We start from the raw sequence: 22544 nt of genomic DNA, 5'->3' as shown, positions 1-22544 counted from the left end.
TCTTATCTTTTGGTGAGAAGTGCTTTTTCATGTAAAATACAATGAGCAAGTTATCATGATTTTTAAGGAGAGCTTCCTTTGTTTCAAAATTGGATGAAGAAAAAAGTTGAAGATACATTGGATCAACCTGAACAAAATGAAACGATGACTTTAGTTGAAATTCCTGATATGGACTACTACTTTATTGTAGGTGACGTACCAAATGAGGAAGACGGCTTAACGAAGTCTTTAAAAGCAAGAATAGAGCCATTGGCTGGGAAACATAAACGTACTGCGATGTTAACTTTGAATTTCGATGTAAATGTGAAGGAACGTATTCGCCGCTTGGAGGAGACCTTTCATCCTCAAATTGACATCCTGAATGTATTTGAACATTACATTCTGCCAGAGAGCGGAAGTAAAAGGCATTATTCGGAGTTTATTGCGGGTGAAGTACCTCAATCAATCAATGAAGCAGTTATCCCGGCAGATACATCGACCATTCAGGTGACGAGATATGAACTGCCTTCTTCCCCAATCTGTATGATTGATCGATATAATGAAGAGCAGCAATTAGTGAAGAGAGAAGAATACAATTGGCAGGGAGCTTTACGCAGAGTTCAAAGCTTTGTTCCTCATACAGGTGCTCTCTATTTAGAAGAATTGATCAAGGACGATGGCAGCATTTTTATGGAGATCATCTATGCTGGTGATGCAAAAAAGAATCCAGTCCGTCACATTAATTGGTATAAAAAAACAGGAATTCAAACATTCACAAAGAAGACGGATATAAAACAACAATGGCTATCCAGCATTCAATTACAAAATGACCGGTTAAAACTGATGGTCACAGAGGACCGGGACCAGGACCGCCACTTGTTTAAAATAGATCAACCGGAATCAACTTATTATGCTGCTTTTGTGCATGAAGCCCATTATGAGGAAAATCCGCACCATATCTATTCTCAATATGGAGAATTATTTAAACAAATAAGAAAACAGCAAGTGGATGCCGTCTTCTTTGGCGATACTAAGCATAAAGAAGATGTTGAGAAGGTTTTAGGAGAACAAACTTATTTCTACCATGTGCCTTCTGATGAAATGTCAGCTTGGAAAACAGTACTTCATCAGATGCTGGAAAACCGTATACGTAAAGATGAGCTGAGAAAGATCGTGGATCGCACGAAATGGGTGCTGCATGGTCTTAGCTCTGAACACCATGTTCTTCATCTTCAGCTTAAGATGACAGACGAAATGAGCCAAGCGGATCATGTGGAAATTGATTTTGCAGGATATGATCGAGTGAATGGAGCTGAAATCATTTCTCAAACAATTGATGAGAATGATCAAGTCAGTTTCCCAATTGGTCATTTTCAAACAAAGAAAAACATCGAAACAAACCAAACAAAATTTGTGGATTTTTACATCCGCTTTAAAACAGAAGAACTTCAAGAAGTTTTGCAACGTCTAGAAGTAGAGGGAGAGCTCCTTACCAATAAACCATCTTCAATTGATGGTTGGTCGTATCAAACGAAACAGGGGAACTATTCTTGGAAAGTAAAATAATGATACAAATAACGGTAAGATTTTTGAACAGAGGAGATTAACGATTAATGATTGAAGAGGGAATCCATAAGAAGAGTGTCGTTGAAGGTTTAAAAAATCATCATGAAAAATTGGAAATGCTCGTTCGCATTTACGATGACATGCCATTAGCAGATAGAGAGTTTTATCTGTTTATGAGGGAAAGGGTCTCAAAACAAGAACTATTCCTCCCGCTTGTTCATCAAGAAGAGAATCTATTCAAATTGGTACTGAGTGAAGCATCGCTTCCGCTTGCGTTAGAGCAAGGCCAGACATACAACTTATATGTCACGGACTATGTGAGCGCAAACAAAGAAGAGGACGAAGATGAGCTTGAAGACTCAGCTTATGATTCTGATTCGGAAGAAGAGGATGAAGACGCAAAAGAAGCGGATACCAGCGCAACTTCCGAAATAGAAGAAAAAACACCCTATTATAAACGTCGTTTGAAAATGGAAATTGAAACGCCAGAACTGACATTTTTAGAAAATAAAGAAGCGCTGTTGTATGTTATTCCATATCGTACAGACAAAGGCAATGCTTCATTGAAAATCAAACGGGAGCTCAAAGTTGTGAAATTCCATCACATCGAGCTCAACAAAGAATGCACGCTATCCTTATCTGGGTATGCAGGCGTTCTAAGTGCAGAGCATCCTTATCAGATCAAAGAAGTAAAGCTTCTATTGAAGAAAAATGGTGAGGAACCAGTTGAGCATCGTTTTCCTGTCAAGATGACACATAAAAAAGATGAAGTCATTCAATATCGTGACGACCATAAAACACCACAACTGTATCAATTTTCAGCAGAAGTTCCTTTAGAGGAGTTAACTTATTCCTTAAACAAACGGTTTGTCTATCGCTTCTATTTTGAGTTTATTTGCGATGTTAACGGAGTGGAAGAAACGTTAACAACAACTTCTTTAGTGCTTGGAGATCGTTCAAACAAACTCAAGGGACTTGTTCAAATTCATAAAAGAAACGATGTACCGATTCGATATGAAGTGTACAGAAAGAAAAAAAGACAAACTTTAGGCATCCGAATTAATGATTACACCATGAAGACACGTGCTAAGTACTACGTAAAAAGCAAGTGGAAGAAATTCAAGAAGCAAGTGGGTAAGATTAAAAAAGTTCGCAATCGCCTTGTGACAAGTACTTTCCAAACGACCTTTACACTGGCGAGTAAACTGTCTGTCAAAAAGAAAACCGTTATTTTTGAGAGCTTTAATGGGAAACAATTCAGCTGTAACCCGCGTGCTATTTATGAATATATGAAAGAAAATCACCCTGAATATAAACTGATCTGGAGTGTTAAAAAAGGTCATGAAGCACCATTTAAAGAAAAGGGCATCTACTATATCAATCGTCTATCATTGAAATGGATTTTTGCAATGGCAAGAGCTGAGTATTGGATCGTAAACAGCCGTTTGCCGCTATGGGTTCCAAAACCAGAACACACCACATACTTGCAAACGTGGCACGGTACGCCATTAAAACGACTGGCAATGGACATGGACGAAGTGCATATGCCTGGAACAAACACGAAGAAGTACAAAAGGAATTTCACGAAAGAAGCATCGAATTGGGATTATCTCATTTCTCCTAATGCATACTCGACCGAAATCTTTACCCGTGCGTTCCAATTCCAAAAGACCATGATTGAGTCAGGATATCCGAGAAATGATTTCCTTCACAATCAAAACAATGAAGAAACAATGAGAGCGCTCAAACAAAAAATGAACCTGCCGCTTGATAAAAAATTGATTTTATATGCACCGACATGGAGAGACGATCAATTTTATAAAAAAGGGCAGTACAAATTTGATTTAGACCTTGATCTGCATGAGCTACGAGCATCTATCGGAGAAGAATATATCATCATCCTTCGTATGCACTATTTAGTAGCGGAAAACTTTGATCTCGGACCATATGAAGGCTTTGCCTATGACTTCTCTCATTACGAAGACATTCGAGACCTTTATATGATTTCTGACCTACTCATTACAGATTACTCTTCCGTATTCTTTGATTATGCAAACCTTAAACGTCCGATGCTGTTCTATGTACCAGACATCGAAACATATCGTGACAAACTGAGAGGCTTCTATTTTGACTTTGAACAAGAAGCACCAGGGCCACTTGTAAAAGAAACATCACGCGTGATTGAATGGGTAAGAGAAACAGAACAGCCGACATTTACATTACCACCTTCATTTACGCCGTTTTATGAAAAATTCTGCTACCTAGAGGCCGGAGAGTCATCGAAGCGTGTGGTGGAAGTAGTGTTTTCTGAAAAATAGTAAAAAAAGTACCGTTCCTCTCATGTAGAACGGTACTTTTTTGGTTTTTTTATTCCATTGTACACATATTTAAAAGTAATGGTAAAAATAAAAAAACATAGAAATTTAACAGTAAACATGCTAAATTTAGATAAGATTATCCGGTATTGTAAATATGCTGAAAATAATATAGAGGTGCTTCAATGTACAAACTTTATCATAATTTTATAGAAATTCTAAATTTAGATGAACATAAGCTAGTAATATATATTGACGAAATAGAGAAGTTGTCCACTTTTGAATTTAAAGAGTTAAATGTAAACGATTCAAAGTGGATTTGTAAAATTGATGTAAAGGATCAAATGATTTTTGAATCCACAATAGATCATTCTAATGAAATGATTTATCTCTATGCTAAGGATCAAAATTTGTATATTTTGAAAGAAAGCTCTGACATGATTCAGCCAAAACAAATACATTCAATTGAAATTAACAATCAATTTGAAAAAATCTATGTTAAACAATTAGGATTAGACCGCTATGGCTTGTACAGTGGAGAAAAGGAACTGTTGTTATTCTCAGGGCTGCTAAATGTAGATGAGATCAATCAAAATTACAAAATGGATTTAGCCATTGATGGAGAAAAAAAAAGATTTGTGGACATCTCCTTTATCATATATGGTCTTTTCCACTTTGTCATTACGTACGATTGTCAAAATAAAGAACTAAATGTTAGAAAAATCTTGTTTGATGTGATGCAGGAACATAAAGAAATTGAAGTGACTGTAAATAACCGTAATCAAATCAAAATCCTAAATAAGGTTACTGAGCAAAAGAAAATCGTCAACTTTAGACTCGTTCCTAGATATCAGCCGCTTAAGATTTTCGGTAAAGATACATTAGAGCAATTCAAAGAAGATAACATTCTTAATATTCTAGTGATAAATAAACAAAGATATTACATATATGTAAGAACAAATGGTGTTTATTTAGTAAGAGGAAATCCATATCTTGTCACAAAACACACTTCTAGATTGCGTATTTTTAGTTTGTTTAATAGCTTCTATGTTTATGGAAGACTGACTCATTACGCATATAATTCAGACCAGAAGTATGAATATCTTTACATTAGAAACTCTGAGCACCAATTGGCGAAATTTACAAGACCATTTAGAAAGATCAAGCTTCTGAAAAGATATGGCTTCTTTAAAATTTCGTTAAATGATCTTGATTTAGATAGCAGAATCCACAATAACTTGTTCGTAGGAAATGATCACCGGATTATCCATAGTTTAAGATTGAAAAAAAGAGATAAAAAGGTTAAGACATATATCACGAAAAAGAATGGGGACAAGCTACAAGTACTAAGAACAAATCTTTTTGGAAATGTCACGTCAACTATTATTCCTTATTCTGAGGAATATTCTTTATTTAGTAAGGTCAAAATAAAAGTAGCAAGCATTTTATCATCGTTTTATAAAGACAAAAAATATGGTGTCAATTTGTTTTTTGAGAAAAAAAGTGACAAAGCAGATGAATCAGCTATTAGGGTTTATGACTATGTTCAAGAGAATTGTCAAACAGACTCAAAGAATTACTTTATTCTCAATAAGAAATCCAGTGCCTATCCAGCATTGAAAGCGAAATATGGAAAAGGAATCATTCCGAAATATAGTCTGAGACACTATTTAAGTATTTTTAATGCCAGCTATTTTATTTCAAGTGAGCTATCTAACCATGTTCTGAATGATAGACTATATATTGATCATCTTAGAGAGAGAATCATGAGTGTTCCGCTCGTATTTTTACAGCATGGCATTATGTTTGCTAAGCCAGTTGATAATCCAATGGCTTTTGGATTCCATAAAGACAAGAACCAATACAATATTTATAAATCAGTCATCAGCTCTGAATTAGAAGCCGGTGAATTTTATAAAATGAACTATGACCGTGATGATTTAATTTTGACCGGGCTCGCGACCTTTGACCATGCAAAGTTAGTAGAGGGTGCAGATAAAATTGCCTTCATGCCAACTTATCGATATTGGGAAGAGGGGCTTATTTATACGAATAGAATTGAGGAAACCTCTTATTATAGAGTTCTAATTAAAATCATCAAAAGCTTTGAAGAAGCAGGCTTGCTTGATCGTCTTTTAATTGTACCGCATAATAAATTTTCACAATATGTGTATCAGAATTTACCGCAGTATAAACATATTATTTCTGATAACCCTTCAGAAGCGCTAAAAGTGTCGAAAGTATTTATTACAGATTATTCTTCTGCTATATATGATGCGCAATATAGAGGAGCCTACCCGATCTTTTATTGGGAAGAGAAAGATTACTTAATTAGACAGTACAAGGCCATTCCGCCTGTGAACGAAGAGAATGCACCAGGTCCAATTGCATATAACACTCAAGACCTGATTCGTATTGTCAAACATGCAATCGATCATCAGTATGTGGTAGAAGATGAGTATAAAGAAAAATATTTGAAGATCAATAGCTTTAACGATAATCAAAATACAAAAAGAATTACTGATTTCTTAAAAGAGCATCAAATCATCTAACATCTGAGGGGCCCCCTGAATCTACGATCGCAAGGATTCAGGGGGATTTTTAGTTTCTAGAATAAATGATACGACTTTTGTTATAAGATGAAATGTGAATCGTTATCTGTTACAATTATGAGCGGTGCTTTTTAAAAAAGTGATCCCAAAAACTTATATCTAAGGAAGATTAGAATGAACGCAATGTTGACGATACTGAAGGAGCAAATCAGCTCATTTTCGCTGATTATGCGACTTGCTGTTTATGAAACAAAATCAAAATATCAGATGAATTATTTAGGTGTTTTATGGCAGTTTTTAAATCCATTGATTCAAATGCTGGCTTACTGGTTTGTTTTTGGTTTAGGCATTCGCGGAGGACAGCCAATTGTCATTGGAGGCATGGAGATTCCATTTATCATCTGGATGCTTGCTGGATTAATACCGTGGTTCTTCATTAGTCCGACGATCCTTGATGGATCAAACAGTGTGTTTAAACGCATTAATATGGTATCAAAAATGAATTTTCCGATTAGTGCGCTGCCGTCTGTGGTCATTATGTCCAACTTATTCAGCTATTTTGTCATGATGGGTGTCTATCTCATTGTGCTTATTTCTTATGGCATATATCCTGACGCGCATTGGCTACAATATATTTACTACCTTATATGTATGATCGCATTTATGTTTTCGTTTAGTTTGTTTAACTCAACAATTAGTGTACTCGTAAGAGACTATCAATTTCTATTACAATCAGTGACACGTTTACTTTTCTTTTTGCTGCCGATTTTTTGGAATATCTCAGAGAAGCTCACTGGAGACAAAGCATGGATAGGAGATATTTTAAGATTAAATCCTCTTTTCTACATTATTGATGGTTTCAGAAATAGCTTGTTAAAGGGAGAATGGTTCTTCCATGATGTGAAATATACGCTTTATTTCTGGCTGATTACGCTTCTTTTTTTAACAGTCGGTTCATTGCTTCATATGAAATTTAGGGATAAATTTGTCGATTTTCTTTAAAAAGTAAGGAGATTATACGATGAAACTAAAGGTTTCGTTTCGAAACGTATCCAAGCAATACGTCTTATATAAAAAGCAGTCTGACAAGATCAAAGGGCTGTTTTTTCCTAATAAAAATGAAAAAGGTTTCTTTGCCGTTCGTGATGTGTCGTTTGATGTCTATGAAGGAGAGACGATTGGTTTTGTAGGGATCAACGGTTCTGGGAAATCCACGATGTCGAACCTTCTAGCGAAAATCATTCCACCGACAAGCGGTGAGATTGATATGGACGGCCAGCCATCGTTAATTGCCATTGCGGCAGGGCTGAACAATCAGTTAAGTGGTAAAGACAACATTCGTTTAAAATGCTTAATGATGGGCCTGACAAATAAAGAAATTGATGATCTTTATGAAAAAATCGTAGAGTTTGCGGATATTGGAGACTTTATTGATCAGCCTGTAAAGAGCTATTCAAGCGGAATGAAATCCCGTCTTGGCTTTGCCATATCAGCACATATTGATCCAGATATCCTCATTATTGATGAGGCACTGTCTGTAGGAGACCAAACCTTCTATCAAAAATGTGTGGATCGTATCACCGAATTCAAAGAACAAGGAAAGACGATCTTTTTTGTCAGTCACTCCATTAGTCAAATCCAAAAAATCTGTGATCGTGTTGCTTGGATGCATTATGGTGAACTTCGTATGTTTGATGATACGAAAAAGGTTGTGAAAGAGTATAAGGAGTTTGTTGATTGGTTTAACAAGCTTTCCAAGAAAGAAAAAAAGGAATACCAATTGAAGCACAAAGAAGGTCGAAAAGGCGTACAAAAGACAGAGAAGGTGTCTCGTTATCATGAGAACGAGAAACGACGTTCATTTTTTGGACCGGCATTTCAAGTGACCATGATAGCTGTTTTAACCATCTTACTTGCCCTTTCTATGTTTTCGGATCGTCCGCTGCGTACACTGGCAACATTTGGTGCAATTCCTTCAGGTAAAACAGAGGCGCCCCAGTCAACGAACCATGAGACGAAAGGTGCCCCTAATGATATGAAAAAGATTGATCAACAGGCCATAGTTAAGGCAGATCCAATGACGGTTTATACAGACAGAGCCATGAAAAAAAAGGCAGACGTCACATTATCGTTTGGACAAGAAGTAAAGGCTGTGGCTAAAAATAAAAAAGCCGTTCAAATCAAAACAGCATCAGAGACGTATTATGTGAAACCTGATGCGCTACAAAGCGCAGATGAATTAAAGCCGTTATCCATCGGACCAGCACAGTTCAATTCCTACGTATCACCCGCATCTGCGGGTTCGTATGAGTACTTACTTTCTTTTCTTGGAAAAGAAGAGTCTGTGCTGAAGCAAAGAATGCAGACACTTAGCTCGGTCAAAAGTGAACAAGGCGATACCATTGAGCGGCTGACCACTGAGAAAACCGATTATGTGATTGAAAATGGCCAGGCAAATAAGATGGTGTTCCACGAGATCATGCCCATCTCTCCTTCAACAATTGGGCTGACAGAACAAAATGTCTGGATGAATGAAAAACAAACGAAATTCGCAGTAAAAGGCGAAAATCATCTATTTGTTATCGATAATGAACAGCATACGCTGACTGTTTCAGCGAGCAAATAAAAAGCTGCCGATGCCGGCAGCTTTTTTTAATTCACTTCTTCTTTTTCAAGTAGCTGTTTCATAAATGGAATGAGTTTTTTCTTTAGCTCTTCATCTTGAAGGGCAAACTCTAGCGTCGTTTCAATGAAACCTTGCTTCTCTCCGACATCATATCGTTTTCCTTCAAAATCATAGGCAAATACACGCTGGATGTCATTGAGCTTTTGGATGGCATCTGTCAGCTGAATTTCTCCGCCTGCACCAATTTCTTGTTGATCAAGGTACATAAAGATCTCTGGCGTGAAAATGTAGCGCCCTAAAATAGCTAAATTGGATGGTGCGGTTCCTTGCGGCGGCTTTTCAACAAAGTTTTTCACTTGATAGCGGCGGCCTTCTTGGGTAAGAGGATCAATGATCCCGTAGCGATGCGTATCGCTGTCTGCGACTTGCTGAACGCCGATCACGGACGAAAGGGTTTTTTCATATTCATCCATTAGCTGGCGAAGTCCAGGTGTTTCGGCTTGGACAATATCATCACCTAATAAAACAGCAAAGGGTTCATCACCGATAAAGTTGCGTGCGCACCAAACGGCATGTCCGAGTCCTTTAGGTTCCTTTTGGCGGATGTAATGAATATCAGCAATATTAGAGGATTTTCTCACTTTTTCTAAAAGTTCACTTTTTCCTTTTTCTTCAAGGTTGCGCTCAAGCTCTGGCGCAAAATCAAAATGATCCTCAATGGCTCTTTTCCCTTTTCCAGTGACAATAATAATGTCTTCAATTCCTGACTCAACAGCTTCTTCAATAATATATTGAATGGTTGGTTTATCAACGATTGGTAGCATTTCTTTAGGCATAGCCTTTGTGGCAGGGAGGAAACGTGTCCCGAGACCTGCAGCTGGTATAATGGCTTTACGTACTTTTTTCAATGAACTTTGCACCTTCCTTACATAGATAACCGATTTAATAATCAATGTTAGTTCTTGGTCGTCTTTATAAAGTGTAACTTACAAATCATAGGAAAGACAAATGATTTCACTAAAAATGATTTTTAGATAGTTTACATTTTATATGTTAAATGTAAAGGAGGGTGAATGATAACGTTAATTCAATGTAAATTTCTTTTTTATATCATTAAATTTATCCTCCAAATTGTGTATAATTGAAAGTATTATACTAGGAAAGAGGCATAAACAAGTGAAAAAACTAAATGTAATGACTATTTTCGGTACTAGGCCTGAAGCAATCAAAATGGCTCCACTTGTCCTTGAACTTAACAAACATCCACAAATAAATTCAATTGTCACTGTCACAGCTCAGCATAGAGAAATGCTAGATCAAGTTCTTGAGGCATTTTCTATTACGCCAGACCATGATCTAAACATCATGAAGCAGCGCCAAACATTATCTGAAATTACATCAAATGCATTGTTGAAACTAGATCAATTATTCCAAGAAGAAAAACCTGATATTGTGCTTGTTCATGGCGACACAACGACAACCTTTGCAGGAAGTTTGGCTGCGTTCTATCACCAAATTTCTGTCGGCCACGTCGAAGCTGGCTTAAGAACTCACAATAAATACTCACCGTTCCCTGAGGAATTGAACCGCCAAATGACAGGCACTATTGCTGACATTCATTTTGCCCCTACGGCTGAGGCGAAGCAGAATCTTTTAGTAGAAAATAAAAAAGAAGAGACCATCTGTGTGACAGGGAATACGGCCATTGACGCCCTGCAAACAACAGTCACAGAACACTATCAACATCCAATTCTAGAGAAGATCGGTTCAGATAAAATGATCTTATTAACGGCTCATCGCAGAGAAAATCTCGGTCAGCCGATGAAGAACATGTTTAGAGCGATTCGCCGTGTTGTCGAAGAATTTGAAGATGTTCAAGTCGTATACCCTGTCCATCTAAATCCTGCTGTTCGTGATGCGGCTCAGACAGAATTCAGTGATCTTGATCGTGTGCACTTAATTGAGCCGCTTGAAGTAGTTGATTTCCATAACTTCGCTGCTGCGTCGCACTTTATTTTAACGGATTCAGGCGGTGTGCAAGAGGAAGCTCCCTCTTTAGGAAAGCCAGTATTAGTGCTGCGTGATACAACAGAACGTCCTGAAGGTGTGAAAGCTGGTACGCTTAAGCTTGCAGGAACCGATGAGGAAACCATTTATCAGATGGCAAAAGAGCTGTTAGAAGACAAGCAAGAGTATGATAACATGTCGAAGGCTTCTAACCCTTATGGTGATGGACAAGCGTCGAAACGAATTGTCCAAGAACTCCTTCATCGTTTTGGTTTAAGTGATGAAAAACCAGCCCCATTTCAATCATAAAAAAAGAAGACTACATTCCTGTAGTCTTCTCAGCGTGTAGACAAACCCTCGCATTCTTTGTCAGTCCTGCGTGCTGGTGCTCACGAATGTCAAATTCGCTCCGCTCCAGTTCTCGTCCTTCCTAGACTTCAAGGGCTTTCTATCACGCTGAAAAGAAGACAAAGGGCTAAAATCAAGTTCATTTTAGCCCTTTGTCAACAATCGGAGAAGACTACATTCCTGTAGTCCTTTTTTACTGCTCCAAACTATCCTTCAATTCCTTCTTCACTTTCGCTAAACTGCTGTCATCAAGCTGATAGTAATAAATATTATTGATTCGTGCGCCTGTACCTTTCAGCTCGTGCTGTTTCACATTTTGTCTTGCATCACGATAATCATTCATCATCGTCCACATGTCGTCAAAGGACATATTCGTTTTCATGTTGTTTTCAACGACTTTAAACATATCGCCGAATTTCGTAATAGATGAAATGTTAGCGCCTTTTGCAATGATGCCTTCAATGACTTGACGCTGTCTTTGCTGACGGCCGAAATCACCTTTAGGATCTTGCTTTCTCATTCTTGTATAGGCAAGGGCTTGATCGCCGTTCAGGTTAATTTCTCCTGTACCAAATGAATGGCCATCATAGCTGAAAGCAAACGTGCTGTTCACCGTAATGCCGCCAAGTGTATCGACAATGTCTTTAAAACTTTCCATATTCACTTTCACAAAGTAATCCACAGGTACATCAAGCAGTTCCTCTACTGTATCTGCAACCATTTGTGTACCACCGAAAGCATAAGAGTGGTTGATTTTATCCATTGTGCCTTTTCCGACAATTTTTGTATACGTATCACGGGGGATACTCACCATTTCAGTTGTTTTCGTTTTCGGATTCACTGTCATGTATATTAATGTATCTGCACGGCCTCGGTCATTCTTTCTTTCATCGACACCCATGACTAAAATGGAGATCGGGTCTTTTTTACTTAAATCGACATCTTTGTCACGCTTATCTGACTTCTTTAAGTTCTCTTGAATGCCTGCGACAGTGGATGCGGCTGTATTCCAAAGATGATACGCGTATCCGCCAGTGGCTAATACGAATAAGCCAATAATCGATAAAACAATCCAAAGAACCTTCTTTTTCTTTCTTTTTCTCTCAGCTCTCATAATGTCCCTCACCTTTTCTATCATTCTTCCATGATTATAGGTTTACGAATCTTGATAAACAAGTTATTTTTTTACTCTGAACCTAGATATAGACGTTGTAACAAAAAAAAGGTTTCAAAAAACCTTAAATTTACCTTAAAATATTAAGTTATAAGACGATACAAAGACATGAGGTGAAAAAAATGAAGAAAATCGTCGTTTTACCGTTCTTAATACTACTACTAGGTATCGTGCTCACAGCATGTGGAACGGCTGAGCAATCCTCAGGAGAAAACAAGACAAGCAGTTCAACTCCTCAGGTGCTGGAAGAAAAAGCTGAATTTATTGGAATGGCTGATGCACATACAGTCGAAGTGAAAAAAGTGAATACGACCTTAAGCTATGAATTTACGGATAATTTTAAAGATGTATTAAATGAATTTAAACCAGGTGACAAAGTAGAAATCTCTTACTTTATCAATGACAGTGGTCAAAAAGAAATTCAGAAGATTGAAAAACAGAAGTAAAAAAAGATGGGCGGGATGAACAAAATTGAAGAAAACAGGCATTACACTTATCGTTCTCATGACACTGACACTACTAATTGCACCTTTTCAGTCTGCCATGGCCAGCTCGACAATTTCAGTAAAACTGTCTAACTATATCGGAAACAAAAACAGCATGGATTTCTCAACAACGGGGGAATACAAACTATCAGGATCAAATGTCGCTGTGACGAAAAGATACGACGGCAAAAATCGTTACGAAGTAGCCAATAGTATTGCTTCTGCAGGATGGAAAAATCCTTCAACCGTTGTGATTGTGAGCCGAGATGCTTTTGATCATGCCATTTCTGTATCGCCGTTAGCATACAAATTAGGCGCCCCAATTTTGTACACGAACATTGAAAAGCTAACGAAGACAACCGAAAATCAGTTGAAAAAGATGAATCCTGATAACATCTTAATTGTCGGGAATACGAAAAGTATTTCAACAGCTGCTGAGAAATCAATCAAAAAGTATGGAAAAGTGAGACGCATTAGTGGGAAAGACAAATTTGAAATTTCCCAAAAAATCGCCAAAGAAATGGGTAACTATAAGCAAGCAATTGTTGTCGGCGGGAACTCATTCATGAATGGGATTGCAATTGCATCCTATGCATCGAGAAAAGGATACCCAATCCTATTAACAAAAAAAGATTCCATTCCGTCTTATAAAATGCCAAGTAAAGTCATTATCATCGGCAGTACAAAAAGTACGGGACAAAAAGTAGAAAATCAAATCAAGAAAACCTCACAGGTGACACGAATCAGCGGTGCCAATCGCTATGAATTATCTGTGAATATCATTAAAAAATTAAACATTAATGCAGATAAAGTGTACTTGGCAAAAGCCTCTAGCTATATTTATGCAATGCCTTTGTCGCAATTGGCTGCAAAATCTAACAGTACCGTTGTGTATGTGAAGCCGGATTCTGTCACAGCGTCATTAAAAGCATTGCTGAAAGAAAAAGGTACATATGCTTACCATCTTGCTGGTAGCACAAGTGCGATTACAGATAGTTTAAAAAATTCTTTAGCCAAACAAGTCTATCTGAAAAAAAATCAAAACTACCAATTGAATATTTCTAACGGAAAAATTTCATTAAAAGGCATTAAGACGTATAACACATTAAGAGTTGTTCCTGAGAAATATTCAACCAAAAATGTCCTTCAAATCGCAGGGAAGCCTTACTTAGGTAACGTCAACTTTGCCATTGAATCAGGATATATCAGGCCGACTAATGAAAATATTCCATTTGAAGACTATCTAAAAGGTGTTGTGCCAAACGAAATGCCTGCGAGCTGGCATGTTGAGGCATTAAAAGCACAAGCTGTTGCCGCTAGAACGTATTCAGTGAAAAGTATTGGAAAAGTCGTACCTGATACAACAGCCTTCCAAGTATATGGAGGATATAACTGGTACACAAATTCGACAAAAGCTGTAGATGCCACAAAAGGCAAGGTTCTGAAATACAACAATCAACTTATTTCAGCCACCTATTATTCTAGTAATGGCGGATACACTGAGGCGAGTGAAGAAGTATGGGGGAATGCACTGCCATACTTAGTCGCCAAAAAAGACACAAAAGATCCTGTCAATGCGTGGACACTGAAGTTGTCTAAAAAGCAATTAGGCACTACGTTGACTGCAAGTACAGCAGCTTCTGAGTGGTCTAAGGCAAAAGAAGCCAATGCTGCCGACCTTGCTGGTCTAAAATCATGGCTGTTGAAAAATAAAGAAACAGCTGCATCTGACATGAGAATTGCATCTATTTCAAGCCTGACATTCTCAGGAAAAACAAAAGGTCAGCGTGCGAAGACCGTTTCAATCAAGCTGAATTACCATCTGAAAAACAAAACAGGTACGTATACAGTGAACAAAAGTACAACGGCAAGTATGAAAATGACAGAGTTTAGAACAGTCATGGGCGCAACAAAGGTGAAAAGTACGTTTGCGTCAGTAAAGAATAATACAAATGATTTCACGATTTCAGGAAAAGGCTATGGTCACGGCATTGGTATGAGTCAATACGGCGCCAAAGCTAGAGCTGAATCTGGAAACTCGTATTCTTCCATACTTTCGTTCTACTATCCAGGTACAAAACTAACAAACTATTAAGAATAAAAGGAGGACTTAGAAGATGCGCTCAATGATCAAAACAGCCATCCTCAGCCTCATCGCCATTTTCGTTATTGTTCCAACAGCTTCAGCAGATAACTCGGTCTCCCGAATTGATGGTGGGAGCCGGTATGCTGTAGCAGCAAACGTAGCGAAAAAAGGATGGGGAACAGCAAGTACAGTTGTTTTAGTGGGGAAAACTGCATATGCAGATGCAACAGCAGGAATTCCACTGGCACATCAAAAAAATGGACCAGTTCTTTACACAAATAGTACAAGCCTTTCTGGAGATACAAAAAAAGCCTTAACGGCTTTAAAAACGAAGACAGTTATTGTTTTAGGCAGCACATCAAGTGTGTCAAACAACGTGGTCAATCAAGTAAAGAAAATGGGCATCTCTACACAACGTATTTCAGGAAAAAACCGATATGAGCTATCGGCAAATATCGCGAAAAAAATGAAAACGCCAGCTGGCGTCGTTGTGGTTGAAGGGTCATTCTATGCACATGGAATTGCCATTGCACCTGTAGCGGCACAAAAAGGGTTCCCAATTCTATATACAGATAAAAAGGGCCTTCGTTCTGAAATCGCTTCTGTTGCAAAAGCAAGCAATGTGAAACAAACCATTGTCGTAGGCGGAGAGAATTACGTCACAAAAGCAGCTTATAATCAATTAAAATCTCCAACGCGAATCAAAGGCTCTACTCGTTATGACGTGGCTGCGAATATTGTGAAAAAATACAATATGAGCACAAATAATACCTATGTAGGAAGAGGGTTTGGCTATGCCACTTCATCTTCCGCGGCAGGAATTGCAGCAAAGCAAAACAAAGCATTGCTCCTAACGAATGAAAAGACGCTGCCAAAGGTAACAAGAGCGACGATTAGCAGCAAAAAAATCACCAAATTTACTGTCGTTGGCAGTACAAATACAGTGACACCAACTGTCGTGAATCAATTGAAAAATCCTGTCGTTGGCAAAAAAGTATTCATTGACCCAGGTCATGGCGCTCATGATTCAGGAGCGGTAGGCTACGGATTATATGAGAAGAACTTAAACTTAGATGTAGCCAAACGTCTAAATACAAAGTTAAACAACGCAGGTGCACTTGTGACGATGTCAAGAACATCAGACACATTCGACAGTCTTCAAACACGGGTGAGCAAAGGTGCGTCAGCAAATGCAGATATCTTCATCAGTGTCCATGCGAACTCAAATGATAACAGCAGTGCAAATGGAACTGAAACGTATTATGACAAAACATATGCGGCAACAAACAGCTTGAAGCTTGCGCAAAATATTCAGCCTAAAATGGTCAGTGCATTAGGCACAAGAGACCGTGGTGTGAAGACAGCTGGTTTCTATGTGATTAAATATTCTAAGATGCCAAGTGTTCTCTTAGAAACTGGTTTTGTTTCCAGTCCAGTTGATTCAAATATTTTGAAATCTGCTACTTATAAAGATCGATTAGCGTCAGGTATTTCAAGCGGTGTTTCAGGCTATTTTAGATAAGAAAACATACAGATGAGGGGTGCCTAAGATACACCTCTTAGGCTGCTCGAGAAACGACTCTCGGCAGCCTTTTTTCAAAAGTACATGAAGTGTTTCCGGGGTGAAGGGTTCAAAACCAAGGAGGTTGACTTCATGCGTTCTTATATCAAATGTTTTGTTTTAATTGTGGTTTCACTATGTTTATATGCACCATCAGCATTTGCGCAGCACAATGTATCGAAGATTGAGGGAAGTAATCGATATGAGGTGGCAGTTAACGCTGCAAAACGAGGCTGGTCGACAGCACCTACAGTTGTTTTAGTAGGCGGTGAAGCTTATGCAGATGCGCTAAGTGCTGTGCCGTATGCCTTTCAGCAAGGAGCCCCAGTGCTGTTAACGAATACTAGCAGTCTTTCAGGTGCAACTAAGTCAGGTCTTCAGCAGTTGAAAACGAAGCGTGTTATCATTCTTGGCGGAACCGCAAGCATTTCTCAAAAAGTCGTAGCGCAGCTAAAAGCAATGAATCTCTCCGTATCGCGAATACAAGGAAAGAATCGATATGAATTGGCGGCAAACGTTGCTAAGCAAATGAAGAGTGTTGATACAGCTGTGATTGTGAATGGTTCTGCTTATGCAGATGCTGTGGCGATTGCTCCGTATGCTGCAAAACAGGGTTTTCCTATTTTATTAACCGATGCAAAAGGACTGCGGCAGGAAACAGCCAATCTATTAAAAAGCAAAGCGGTGAAACGGACGATTGTGATTGGCGGGGAAACAAGTGTCAATCAAGCAGCCTATCAAAAGCTGCCATCACCCGTGAGAATCAGCGGAGCCAATCGGTATGAAGTGGCAGCCCGAATTGCGAAAACATACCCGATGAAGACAACCCAAACGTATATGAGTAACGGCTATGCATATGCCGATGCGGCAGCTGCGGCAAGTACGGCAGCCAAGCAAGGGCAAACCCTTCTTCTTACAGACGCTCAATCAGTGCCAGATGCGATTCGTCGTGTCATTGGGACTAAAAAGATTTCAACATTTACAGTGGTGGGCGGAACATCAACCATACGAACCAGTGTGATCACACAGCTGAAAAATCATGTGTTAGGTGAAACCATCTTTATTGACCCAGGTCATGGTGCGCAGGATGCTGGAGCGGTAGGAAATGGGCTGTTTGAAAAAAATATCAATCTGGATGTCGCGTTAAAACTGCAAGCAAGGCTCAAACAAGCGGGTGCGCTGACGGTCATGTCTAGAACATCTGATACATTTGATTCCTTGCAAACACGTGTAAGCAAAGGATCACAGGCTAGTGCGGATGTGTTCATCAGCATCCATGCCAATGCAAATGATAATAGCGGTGCAAATGGAACAGAAACGTATTATGATGCGACGTATGCTTCGGCCAATAGTTTAAAGCTGGCACAAAAGGTACAGCCCCAGATGGTGAAAGCCCTTGGCACAAGAGATCGCGGTGTGAAGACAGCAGGGTTCTACGTGATCAAGTATTCAAAAATGCCCAGCATCTTGCTTGAAACGGGGTTCGTAACCAGTCCGATTGATGCCAGTATATTAAAATCATCGACTGCCAAGGAGCGGCTGGCTTCAGGAATCGCAGCAGGTGTATCTCAATATTTTGAATAAAATAGATCGGATGAATGATATGTCAAGTTAAAAATACATTTCATTTCAGGTTATTTTTGTTATAATCGAAACATAGAGGGTGGATTTTTCACGTATTTACCTTCCAATGACAGCAAATCGACAAATCATGAAGAGGTGACGATCTTGAAAAAATTAATCACAATGCCGTTTTTAGTTTTACTTCTAGGAGTAATGCTCACAGCATGCGGCACATCAAATCAGTCTAACGATAACAATACGGATAACAGCAAAAAAGAAACAACTGAAGCAGCAGATCAAAAGAAAGAAAATGCAACAGATGAAAAGACGGAAGACAAGTCTGCAAGTGAAAAAGCAGATGATGAAAGCAAAGAAACAGCTGCTCAAACAGAAGACCAAGCAGGTCAATCTGATGAAGATGCAAAAGAAAGCTCAAGTAAGGAAATCACAAAAGAAGAAACGACAAACGATCAGTCAAAAGCTGAATCTAAAACAAAAAAAGAATCTACAACGAAGAAAAATGAAGTCACCAAAGAAGGCACATATGTCGGTTTGGCTGATGGACATACAATTGCTGTCAACATTGATGGAAAAGAAGTAGCCATTCAATTCGGAAATACATTTTCTAAACAAGTGAACAGCCTAAAAGAAGAGTCAAAAGTGAAAGTAACTTATACAAAAGATGCAAACGGAACGCTTAGACTGAAGACGATCGAATCCGTAAAGGCAAAATAAAAAAAGACACGTAGACCCGCAGAAATGCGGGTCTTTTTTACGTTTAAAAGGGCATAACTTGATATAAGGGCACATTCTTAACACACTTTTACAAGACTTAACAGCCCATTTACATTTGCTTAATGTTGCTCTGCTAAACTGACTTTCATAGAACATCTCTTTACACAACAACTACTTTGAATGGTGAGGTGCAGGTCAGTGAGCGCAGAGAAAGCGATGAACCTTTACAGAGAATATGAAGTGAGACGAAACCACTCTTTTGCTTTAACAGAACATATGGTTCGATATTTATTTGCAAAACGTTTCATAGATGTCGTGTTCTCGTTCATCGGATTGATGTTGAGTACGCCAATCATTTTACTGTTTGCCCTTTTAATTAAGCTAGAAACACCAGGGCCAGCCTTTTATATGCAGGAAAGGGTCGGAAAAGACGGTGTCTACTTTAAATTATGGAAGCTCAGATCGATGAGAACCAACGCAGAAAGCGGAGGAGCGAAATGGGCGCAAAAAAATGACCCTCGTATCACCAAAGTGGGGGCATTCATCAGAAAAACAAGAATTGATGAACTGCCGCAATTTATCAACGTGTTAAAAGGAGAAATGAGTATTGTAGGTCCACGTCCTGAAAGACCAATGTTTACTGCCGAATTTAATCGGACGATTCCAGGCTTTACAAAAAGACTGACAGTGAAGCCAGGGCTGACAGGTCTTGCTCAAGTAAATGGGGGATATGAAATGAGTCCAAGTGAAAAATTATCACATGACTTACAGTATATTCAAAACTTGACATTTTCTCTCGACACGAAGATTATGGTAAAAACGTTAAAAGTCATCGTGACTGGTGACGGAGCCAGATAAGTAAAGTAGGGAAGAGAAATGGCAAGTATGAAAAATCGCCTGCTGGGCGGAGCAAAATGGACAAGCTTGTCCGCATTGATCATTACCATCATCCAAATTGCACAGTTCGCCTTTTTAGGAAACGTAATGTCACTGAAAGAATTTGGACTCGTTGGCATGATCACAACGGTCACAATATTTACACAGATTTTACTTGATCTAGGCATCGGTGCTGCGATCATTCAAAAGGAACAAACGACGGAACGTCAATTATCTACATTATATTGGATCAACTTGCTGACGGGAATTCTCTTGTTTTGTGTATTGATCCTCGCAAGTCCCTTGATTGCTACCTTTTATGCCAGACCTGAGCTGGAAGGCTTGCTCAAGTTATTATCAATCATGTTTCTCATTGCACCAATTGGTCAGCAATACCAATACATGATGCAGAAAGATTTAGCCTTTAAAACCTTAAGTACGATTGAGACGATAGCGACGATCATTTCGCTGATTGTTCTACTTATCCTAGCCTTTTTTATCAATCCAATTGTGGCCTATGTGATCTCTCAAGTGCTGCTTCAATCAGGAAAAGGTCTCATGTATGCAGCGGCTTATTGGAAGAAGTGGCGCCCAGCACCCGTTTTCGCATTAGGGGAAGTGAAAGAGTTTTTCTCCTTCGGGGCTTTCCAGCTTGCGTCAAGACTCGTCAATCGGGCAGGCTCAAACATCGACATGATTTTAATAGGACGATTTCTTGGAGCAGAGGCATTAGGGATTTATAGCCTGGCTTATCAAATCGTCACAATCCCGGTGCTGAAAATTAACCCGATTGTGACGAGAGTGGCTTTCCCAGTTTTCGCAAAAAGTCAGCGTGATCACTCTAGGCTGCGTGAGGGCTTCCTCAGCATGACGAATATGCTTGCACTCATTAGTTTTCCACTACTCATCGGTCTTGCTGCCGTATCAGATAGCTTTATAGAAGTGGTGTTTGGAGAGAAATGGCTAGTGGCGGTCCCGGTTTTGAATATTTTGTGCATTGTCGGTCTACTCCGTGTGCTGATGAATCCAAATGGTTCCATCCTTCTTGCAAAAGGGAGAGCTGACTTAGCATTTTATTGGGATACAGGCATGCTCATCGTATATGGATGCGCCTTATATGCAGGAGTCCATACTGGCAGTCTATTGACTGTAGCTTGGGTCTACTCAGGGGTCAGCCTGCTGAACTTCATTGTCGGCAGGTGGCTGATGGCTTATGTCATTCAGCTAGATATGAAGGTGTATGTAAAATCACTCGTAAAGCCTGCTGTCATGACGCTGTTAATGGCCGCCTGCGCAGTGACTGTTCATCAAGGGATGAAGCTGACATCAGCGGATATACTGCTTCAATTACTACTGACGATTGGTTTAAGTGCGGCTTTATATAGCTTGCTACTTGTCAAAATGTATCCGCAGATGGCAGGGGAATTATGGAGAAGAGGTCGTTCGTCATGAAGGTGCTATGGCTGACAAGTGTATATCCTAGTGAAAAACATCCAAGTGAAGGCGTCTTCCATGAAACGCAAGTGCAGGAGCTGGTCAAACAGGGCGTAGAAGTGAGCGTGATTTGTCCTACTCCTGTCAATCCGCCCATCTTACGGATGCTTAAAGCTTCCTATCGTCAGAGAAAGGATCTTCCCCAGCAGGAAGTGAGGTGCGGCGTGCCGGTTTACAGACCGCCCTATACAGCGCTGCCTGGACAGCTAAAATGGGCTCAGCCGAGTAAACGAATCGCAGCTTCTGTCCTGCGCACAATGGAGCGTTATGAACTGTCACCGGATTTCATCCATGCGCACTTTGCCATGCCGTCTGGCGGCGCAGCAGCTGTGATCAAAAAGGAAGCAAACATCCCTTATCTTCTGACCTTACACGGCAGTGATGTGAACGTCTATCCAACCTATAGCCAAGGGGCGCATGCCGCCTTTAAAGCAGCAGTAAAACAGGCGTCTGCTGTTCTCACAGTGAGTGAAGAGCTGGCAAAGAAAACACATGACATGACAGAGGTGGATGCGCAATGCCTCCCGCTTGGAATTCCGCTCAAGTCATTTTCTAGAACACTGGGGGATCAAACAGCCATCAGAAAGCAGATTGGTTTACCGCTTCACGACAAGCTCGTCGTTTTTGTCGGCCGTTTAGTCAAAGAGAAAGGTTTGCTTGAATTAGCGGAAGCTGTCAGCGGGATGGAGGGTGTAAAAGCCGTCTTTGTCGGAAAAGGGCCCCTCGCAAAGGAGCTGGCCGAACGGGCGGGAGAAACCATTATACTCCCGGGGCAGGTGCCGAATGAACAAGTCAAACATTATTTAATGGCAGCTGACCTGTTTGTCCTTCCATCCTACAGTGAAGGAATGCCGACTGTCGTCCTTGAGGCGCTCGCTTTAAAACTGCCTGTCATCGCAACACGGGTTGGTGGTCTCCCATCACTATTTTCTACCTATCAACATCTGCTCATTGAACCTCGTTCAACGAGTCAGCTAAAAGAAGCGATTCACGCTTATCTTTATGAAAACAGATGGAACGAGCAAGTGAAGAACGATCTTCACCACATCGTCCATACAGATTATTCATCATCACATAATGCTACGCTTCTGATTCAGCAGCAATATGAAAAGGTGCTGAATCAATCAACTTCCACCGTTTAAACAGGATGAAATGTGCAAAGACTGATAGATAAACA

16 protein-coding genes are annotated in these 22544 nt (G+C 39.5%); 14 read left to right on the top strand and 2 right to left on the bottom strand.

The features are described from left to right. The first annotated feature begins 78 nt into the window (after positions 1-78). The 5 genes from M2353_RS17040 to tagH all read left to right on the top strand — a co-directional run bounded on the left by M2353_RS17040 (position 79) and on the right by tagH (position 9038). The gene (locus M2353_RS17040; protein WP_284725776.1) at positions 79-1545 is read left to right on the top strand and encodes an alpha-glucosyltransferase N-terminal domain-containing protein; all 1467 of its coding nucleotides are present in this window, start codon (positions 79-81) and stop codon (positions 1543-1545) included. A gap of 47 nt (positions 1546-1592) precedes the next feature. Then, positions 1593-3863 (top strand): CDP-glycerol glycerophosphotransferase family protein, encoded by a 2271-nt coding sequence (locus M2353_RS17035; protein ID WP_284725775.1) that lies wholly within the window; start codon positions 1593-1595, stop codon positions 3861-3863. A gap of 182 nt (positions 3864-4045) precedes the next feature. Then, complete coding sequence (locus M2353_RS17030; RefSeq protein ID WP_096881933.1) at positions 4046-6412, top strand: CDP-glycerol glycerophosphotransferase family protein; 2367 nt, start codon at positions 4046-4048, stop codon at positions 6410-6412. A gap of 174 nt (positions 6413-6586) precedes the next feature. Then, entirely contained in the window at positions 6587-7414 is an 828-nt protein-coding gene (locus tag M2353_RS17025) for an ABC transporter permease (RefSeq protein WP_060832700.1), read from the top strand. A gap of 19 nt (positions 7415-7433) precedes the next feature. Then, the gene (gene tagH / locus M2353_RS17020) at positions 7434-9038 is read left to right on the top strand and encodes a teichoic acids export ABC transporter ATP-binding subunit TagH (protein WP_284725774.1); all 1605 of its coding nucleotides are present in this window, start codon (positions 7434-7436) and stop codon (positions 9036-9038) included. Between the two features lie 26 nt (positions 9039-9064). Here tagH and galU read toward each other — a convergent pair whose 3' ends face one another. Further along, a complete protein-coding gene (gene galU, locus M2353_RS17015) occupies positions 9065-9946 on the bottom strand; it encodes a UTP--glucose-1-phosphate uridylyltransferase GalU (protein WP_008343198.1) in 882 nt (293 codons plus the stop codon). Positions 9947-10214: 268 nt separating this feature from the next. On the opposite strand from galU, the gene wecB reads away from it, so the two are divergent. Continuing rightward, the gene (gene wecB, locus M2353_RS17010; RefSeq protein ID WP_041507851.1) at positions 10215-11354 is read left to right on the top strand and encodes a non-hydrolyzing UDP-N-acetylglucosamine 2-epimerase; all 1140 of its coding nucleotides are present in this window, start codon (positions 10215-10217) and stop codon (positions 11352-11354) included. Between the two features lie 232 nt (positions 11355-11586). Here wecB and tagU read toward each other — a convergent pair whose 3' ends face one another. Continuing rightward, on the bottom strand, positions 11587-12507 hold the full coding sequence (gene tagU, locus M2353_RS17005) for a polyisoprenyl-teichoic acid--peptidoglycan teichoic acid transferase TagU (protein WP_284725773.1): 921 nt from the start codon (positions 12505-12507) through the stop codon (positions 11587-11589). Between the two features lie 182 nt (positions 12508-12689). On the opposite strand from tagU, the gene M2353_RS17000 reads away from it, so the two are divergent. The 8 genes from M2353_RS17000 to tuaC all read left to right on the top strand — a co-directional run bounded on the left by M2353_RS17000 (position 12690) and on the right by tuaC (position 22509). Beyond that, positions 12690-13013: a hypothetical protein gene (locus M2353_RS17000; protein ID WP_035701604.1), complete on the top strand. Its 324-nt coding sequence runs from the start codon at positions 12690-12692 to the stop codon at positions 13011-13013. Between the two features lie 25 nt (positions 13014-13038). After that, a complete protein-coding gene (locus M2353_RS16995) occupies positions 13039-15147 on the top strand; it encodes a SpoIID/LytB domain-containing protein (RefSeq protein WP_008348301.1) in 2109 nt (702 codons plus the stop codon). A gap of 22 nt (positions 15148-15169) precedes the next feature. Then, on the top strand, positions 15170-16660 hold the full coding sequence (locus M2353_RS16990) for an N-acetylmuramoyl-L-alanine amidase (RefSeq protein WP_008348299.1): 1491 nt from the start codon (positions 15170-15172) through the stop codon (positions 16658-16660). A 132-nt stretch (positions 16661-16792) separates the two neighbouring features. Then, positions 16793-18283: an N-acetylmuramoyl-L-alanine amidase gene (locus M2353_RS16985; protein WP_284725772.1), complete on the top strand. Its 1491-nt coding sequence runs from the start codon at positions 16793-16795 to the stop codon at positions 18281-18283. Between the two features lie 144 nt (positions 18284-18427). Further along, positions 18428-18997 (top strand): hypothetical protein, encoded by a 570-nt coding sequence (locus M2353_RS16980; RefSeq protein WP_019743577.1) that lies wholly within the window; start codon positions 18428-18430, stop codon positions 18995-18997. Between the two features lie 198 nt (positions 18998-19195). Continuing rightward, complete coding sequence (locus M2353_RS16975) at positions 19196-19855, top strand: sugar transferase (RefSeq protein ID WP_008348294.1); 660 nt, start codon at positions 19196-19198, stop codon at positions 19853-19855. An 18-nt stretch (positions 19856-19873) separates the two neighbouring features. Continuing rightward, positions 19874-21325 carry a teichuronic acid biosynthesis protein TuaB gene (gene tuaB / locus M2353_RS16970; RefSeq protein ID WP_284725771.1) on the top strand — a complete coding sequence of 484 codons (1452 nt, stop codon included), beginning with the start codon at positions 19874-19876 and terminating at the stop codon, positions 21323-21325. Next, positions 21322-22509 (top strand): teichuronic acid biosynthesis protein TuaC, encoded by a 1188-nt coding sequence (tuaC, locus tag M2353_RS16965; protein ID WP_284725770.1) that lies wholly within the window; start codon positions 21322-21324, stop codon positions 22507-22509. Before tuaB ends, tuaC begins: the two co-directional genes overlap by 4 nt. Positions 22510-22544 lie beyond the last annotated feature (35 nt).

This window comes from Bacillus aerius, assembly GCF_029894105.1.
Lineage (GTDB): Bacteria > Bacillota > Bacilli > Bacillales > Bacillaceae > Bacillus > Bacillus altitudinis.
Note: the sequence above shows the minus strand (reverse complement) of the source record. Positions and strands in the feature narration are given on the sequence as shown.

Bases quoted from the DNA above. Each gene is read 5' to 3' on its own strand.
- M2353_RS17035 (WP_284725775.1), top strand. From the start codon at position 1,593: ATGATTGAAGAGGGAATCCATAAGAAGAGTGTCGTTGAAGGTTTAAAA.
- M2353_RS17030 (WP_096881933.1), top strand. From the start codon at position 4,046: ATGTACAAACTTTATCATAATTTTATAGAAATTCTAAATTTAGATGAA.
- M2353_RS17025 (WP_060832700.1), top strand. From the start codon at position 6,587: ATGAACGCAATGTTGACGATACTGAAGGAGCAAATCAGCTCATTTTCG.
- tagH (WP_284725774.1), top strand. From the start codon at position 7,434: ATGAAACTAAAGGTTTCGTTTCGAAACGTATCCAAGCAATACGTCTTA.
- tagU (WP_284725773.1), bottom strand. From the start codon at position 12,507: ATGAGAGCTGAGAGAAAAAGAAAGAAAAAGAAGGTTCTTTGGATTGTT.
- M2353_RS17000 (WP_035701604.1), top strand. From the start codon at position 12,690: ATGAAGAAAATCGTCGTTTTACCGTTCTTAATACTACTACTAGGTATC.
- M2353_RS16990 (WP_008348299.1), top strand. From the start codon at position 15,170: ATGCGCTCAATGATCAAAACAGCCATCCTCAGCCTCATCGCCATTTTC.
- M2353_RS16985 (WP_284725772.1), top strand. From the start codon at position 16,793: ATGCGTTCTTATATCAAATGTTTTGTTTTAATTGTGGTTTCACTATGT.
- tuaB (WP_284725771.1), top strand. From the start codon at position 19,874: ATGGCAAGTATGAAAAATCGCCTGCTGGGCGGAGCAAAATGGACAAGC.
- tuaC (WP_284725770.1), top strand. From the start codon at position 21,322: ATGAAGGTGCTATGGCTGACAAGTGTATATCCTAGTGAAAAACATCCA.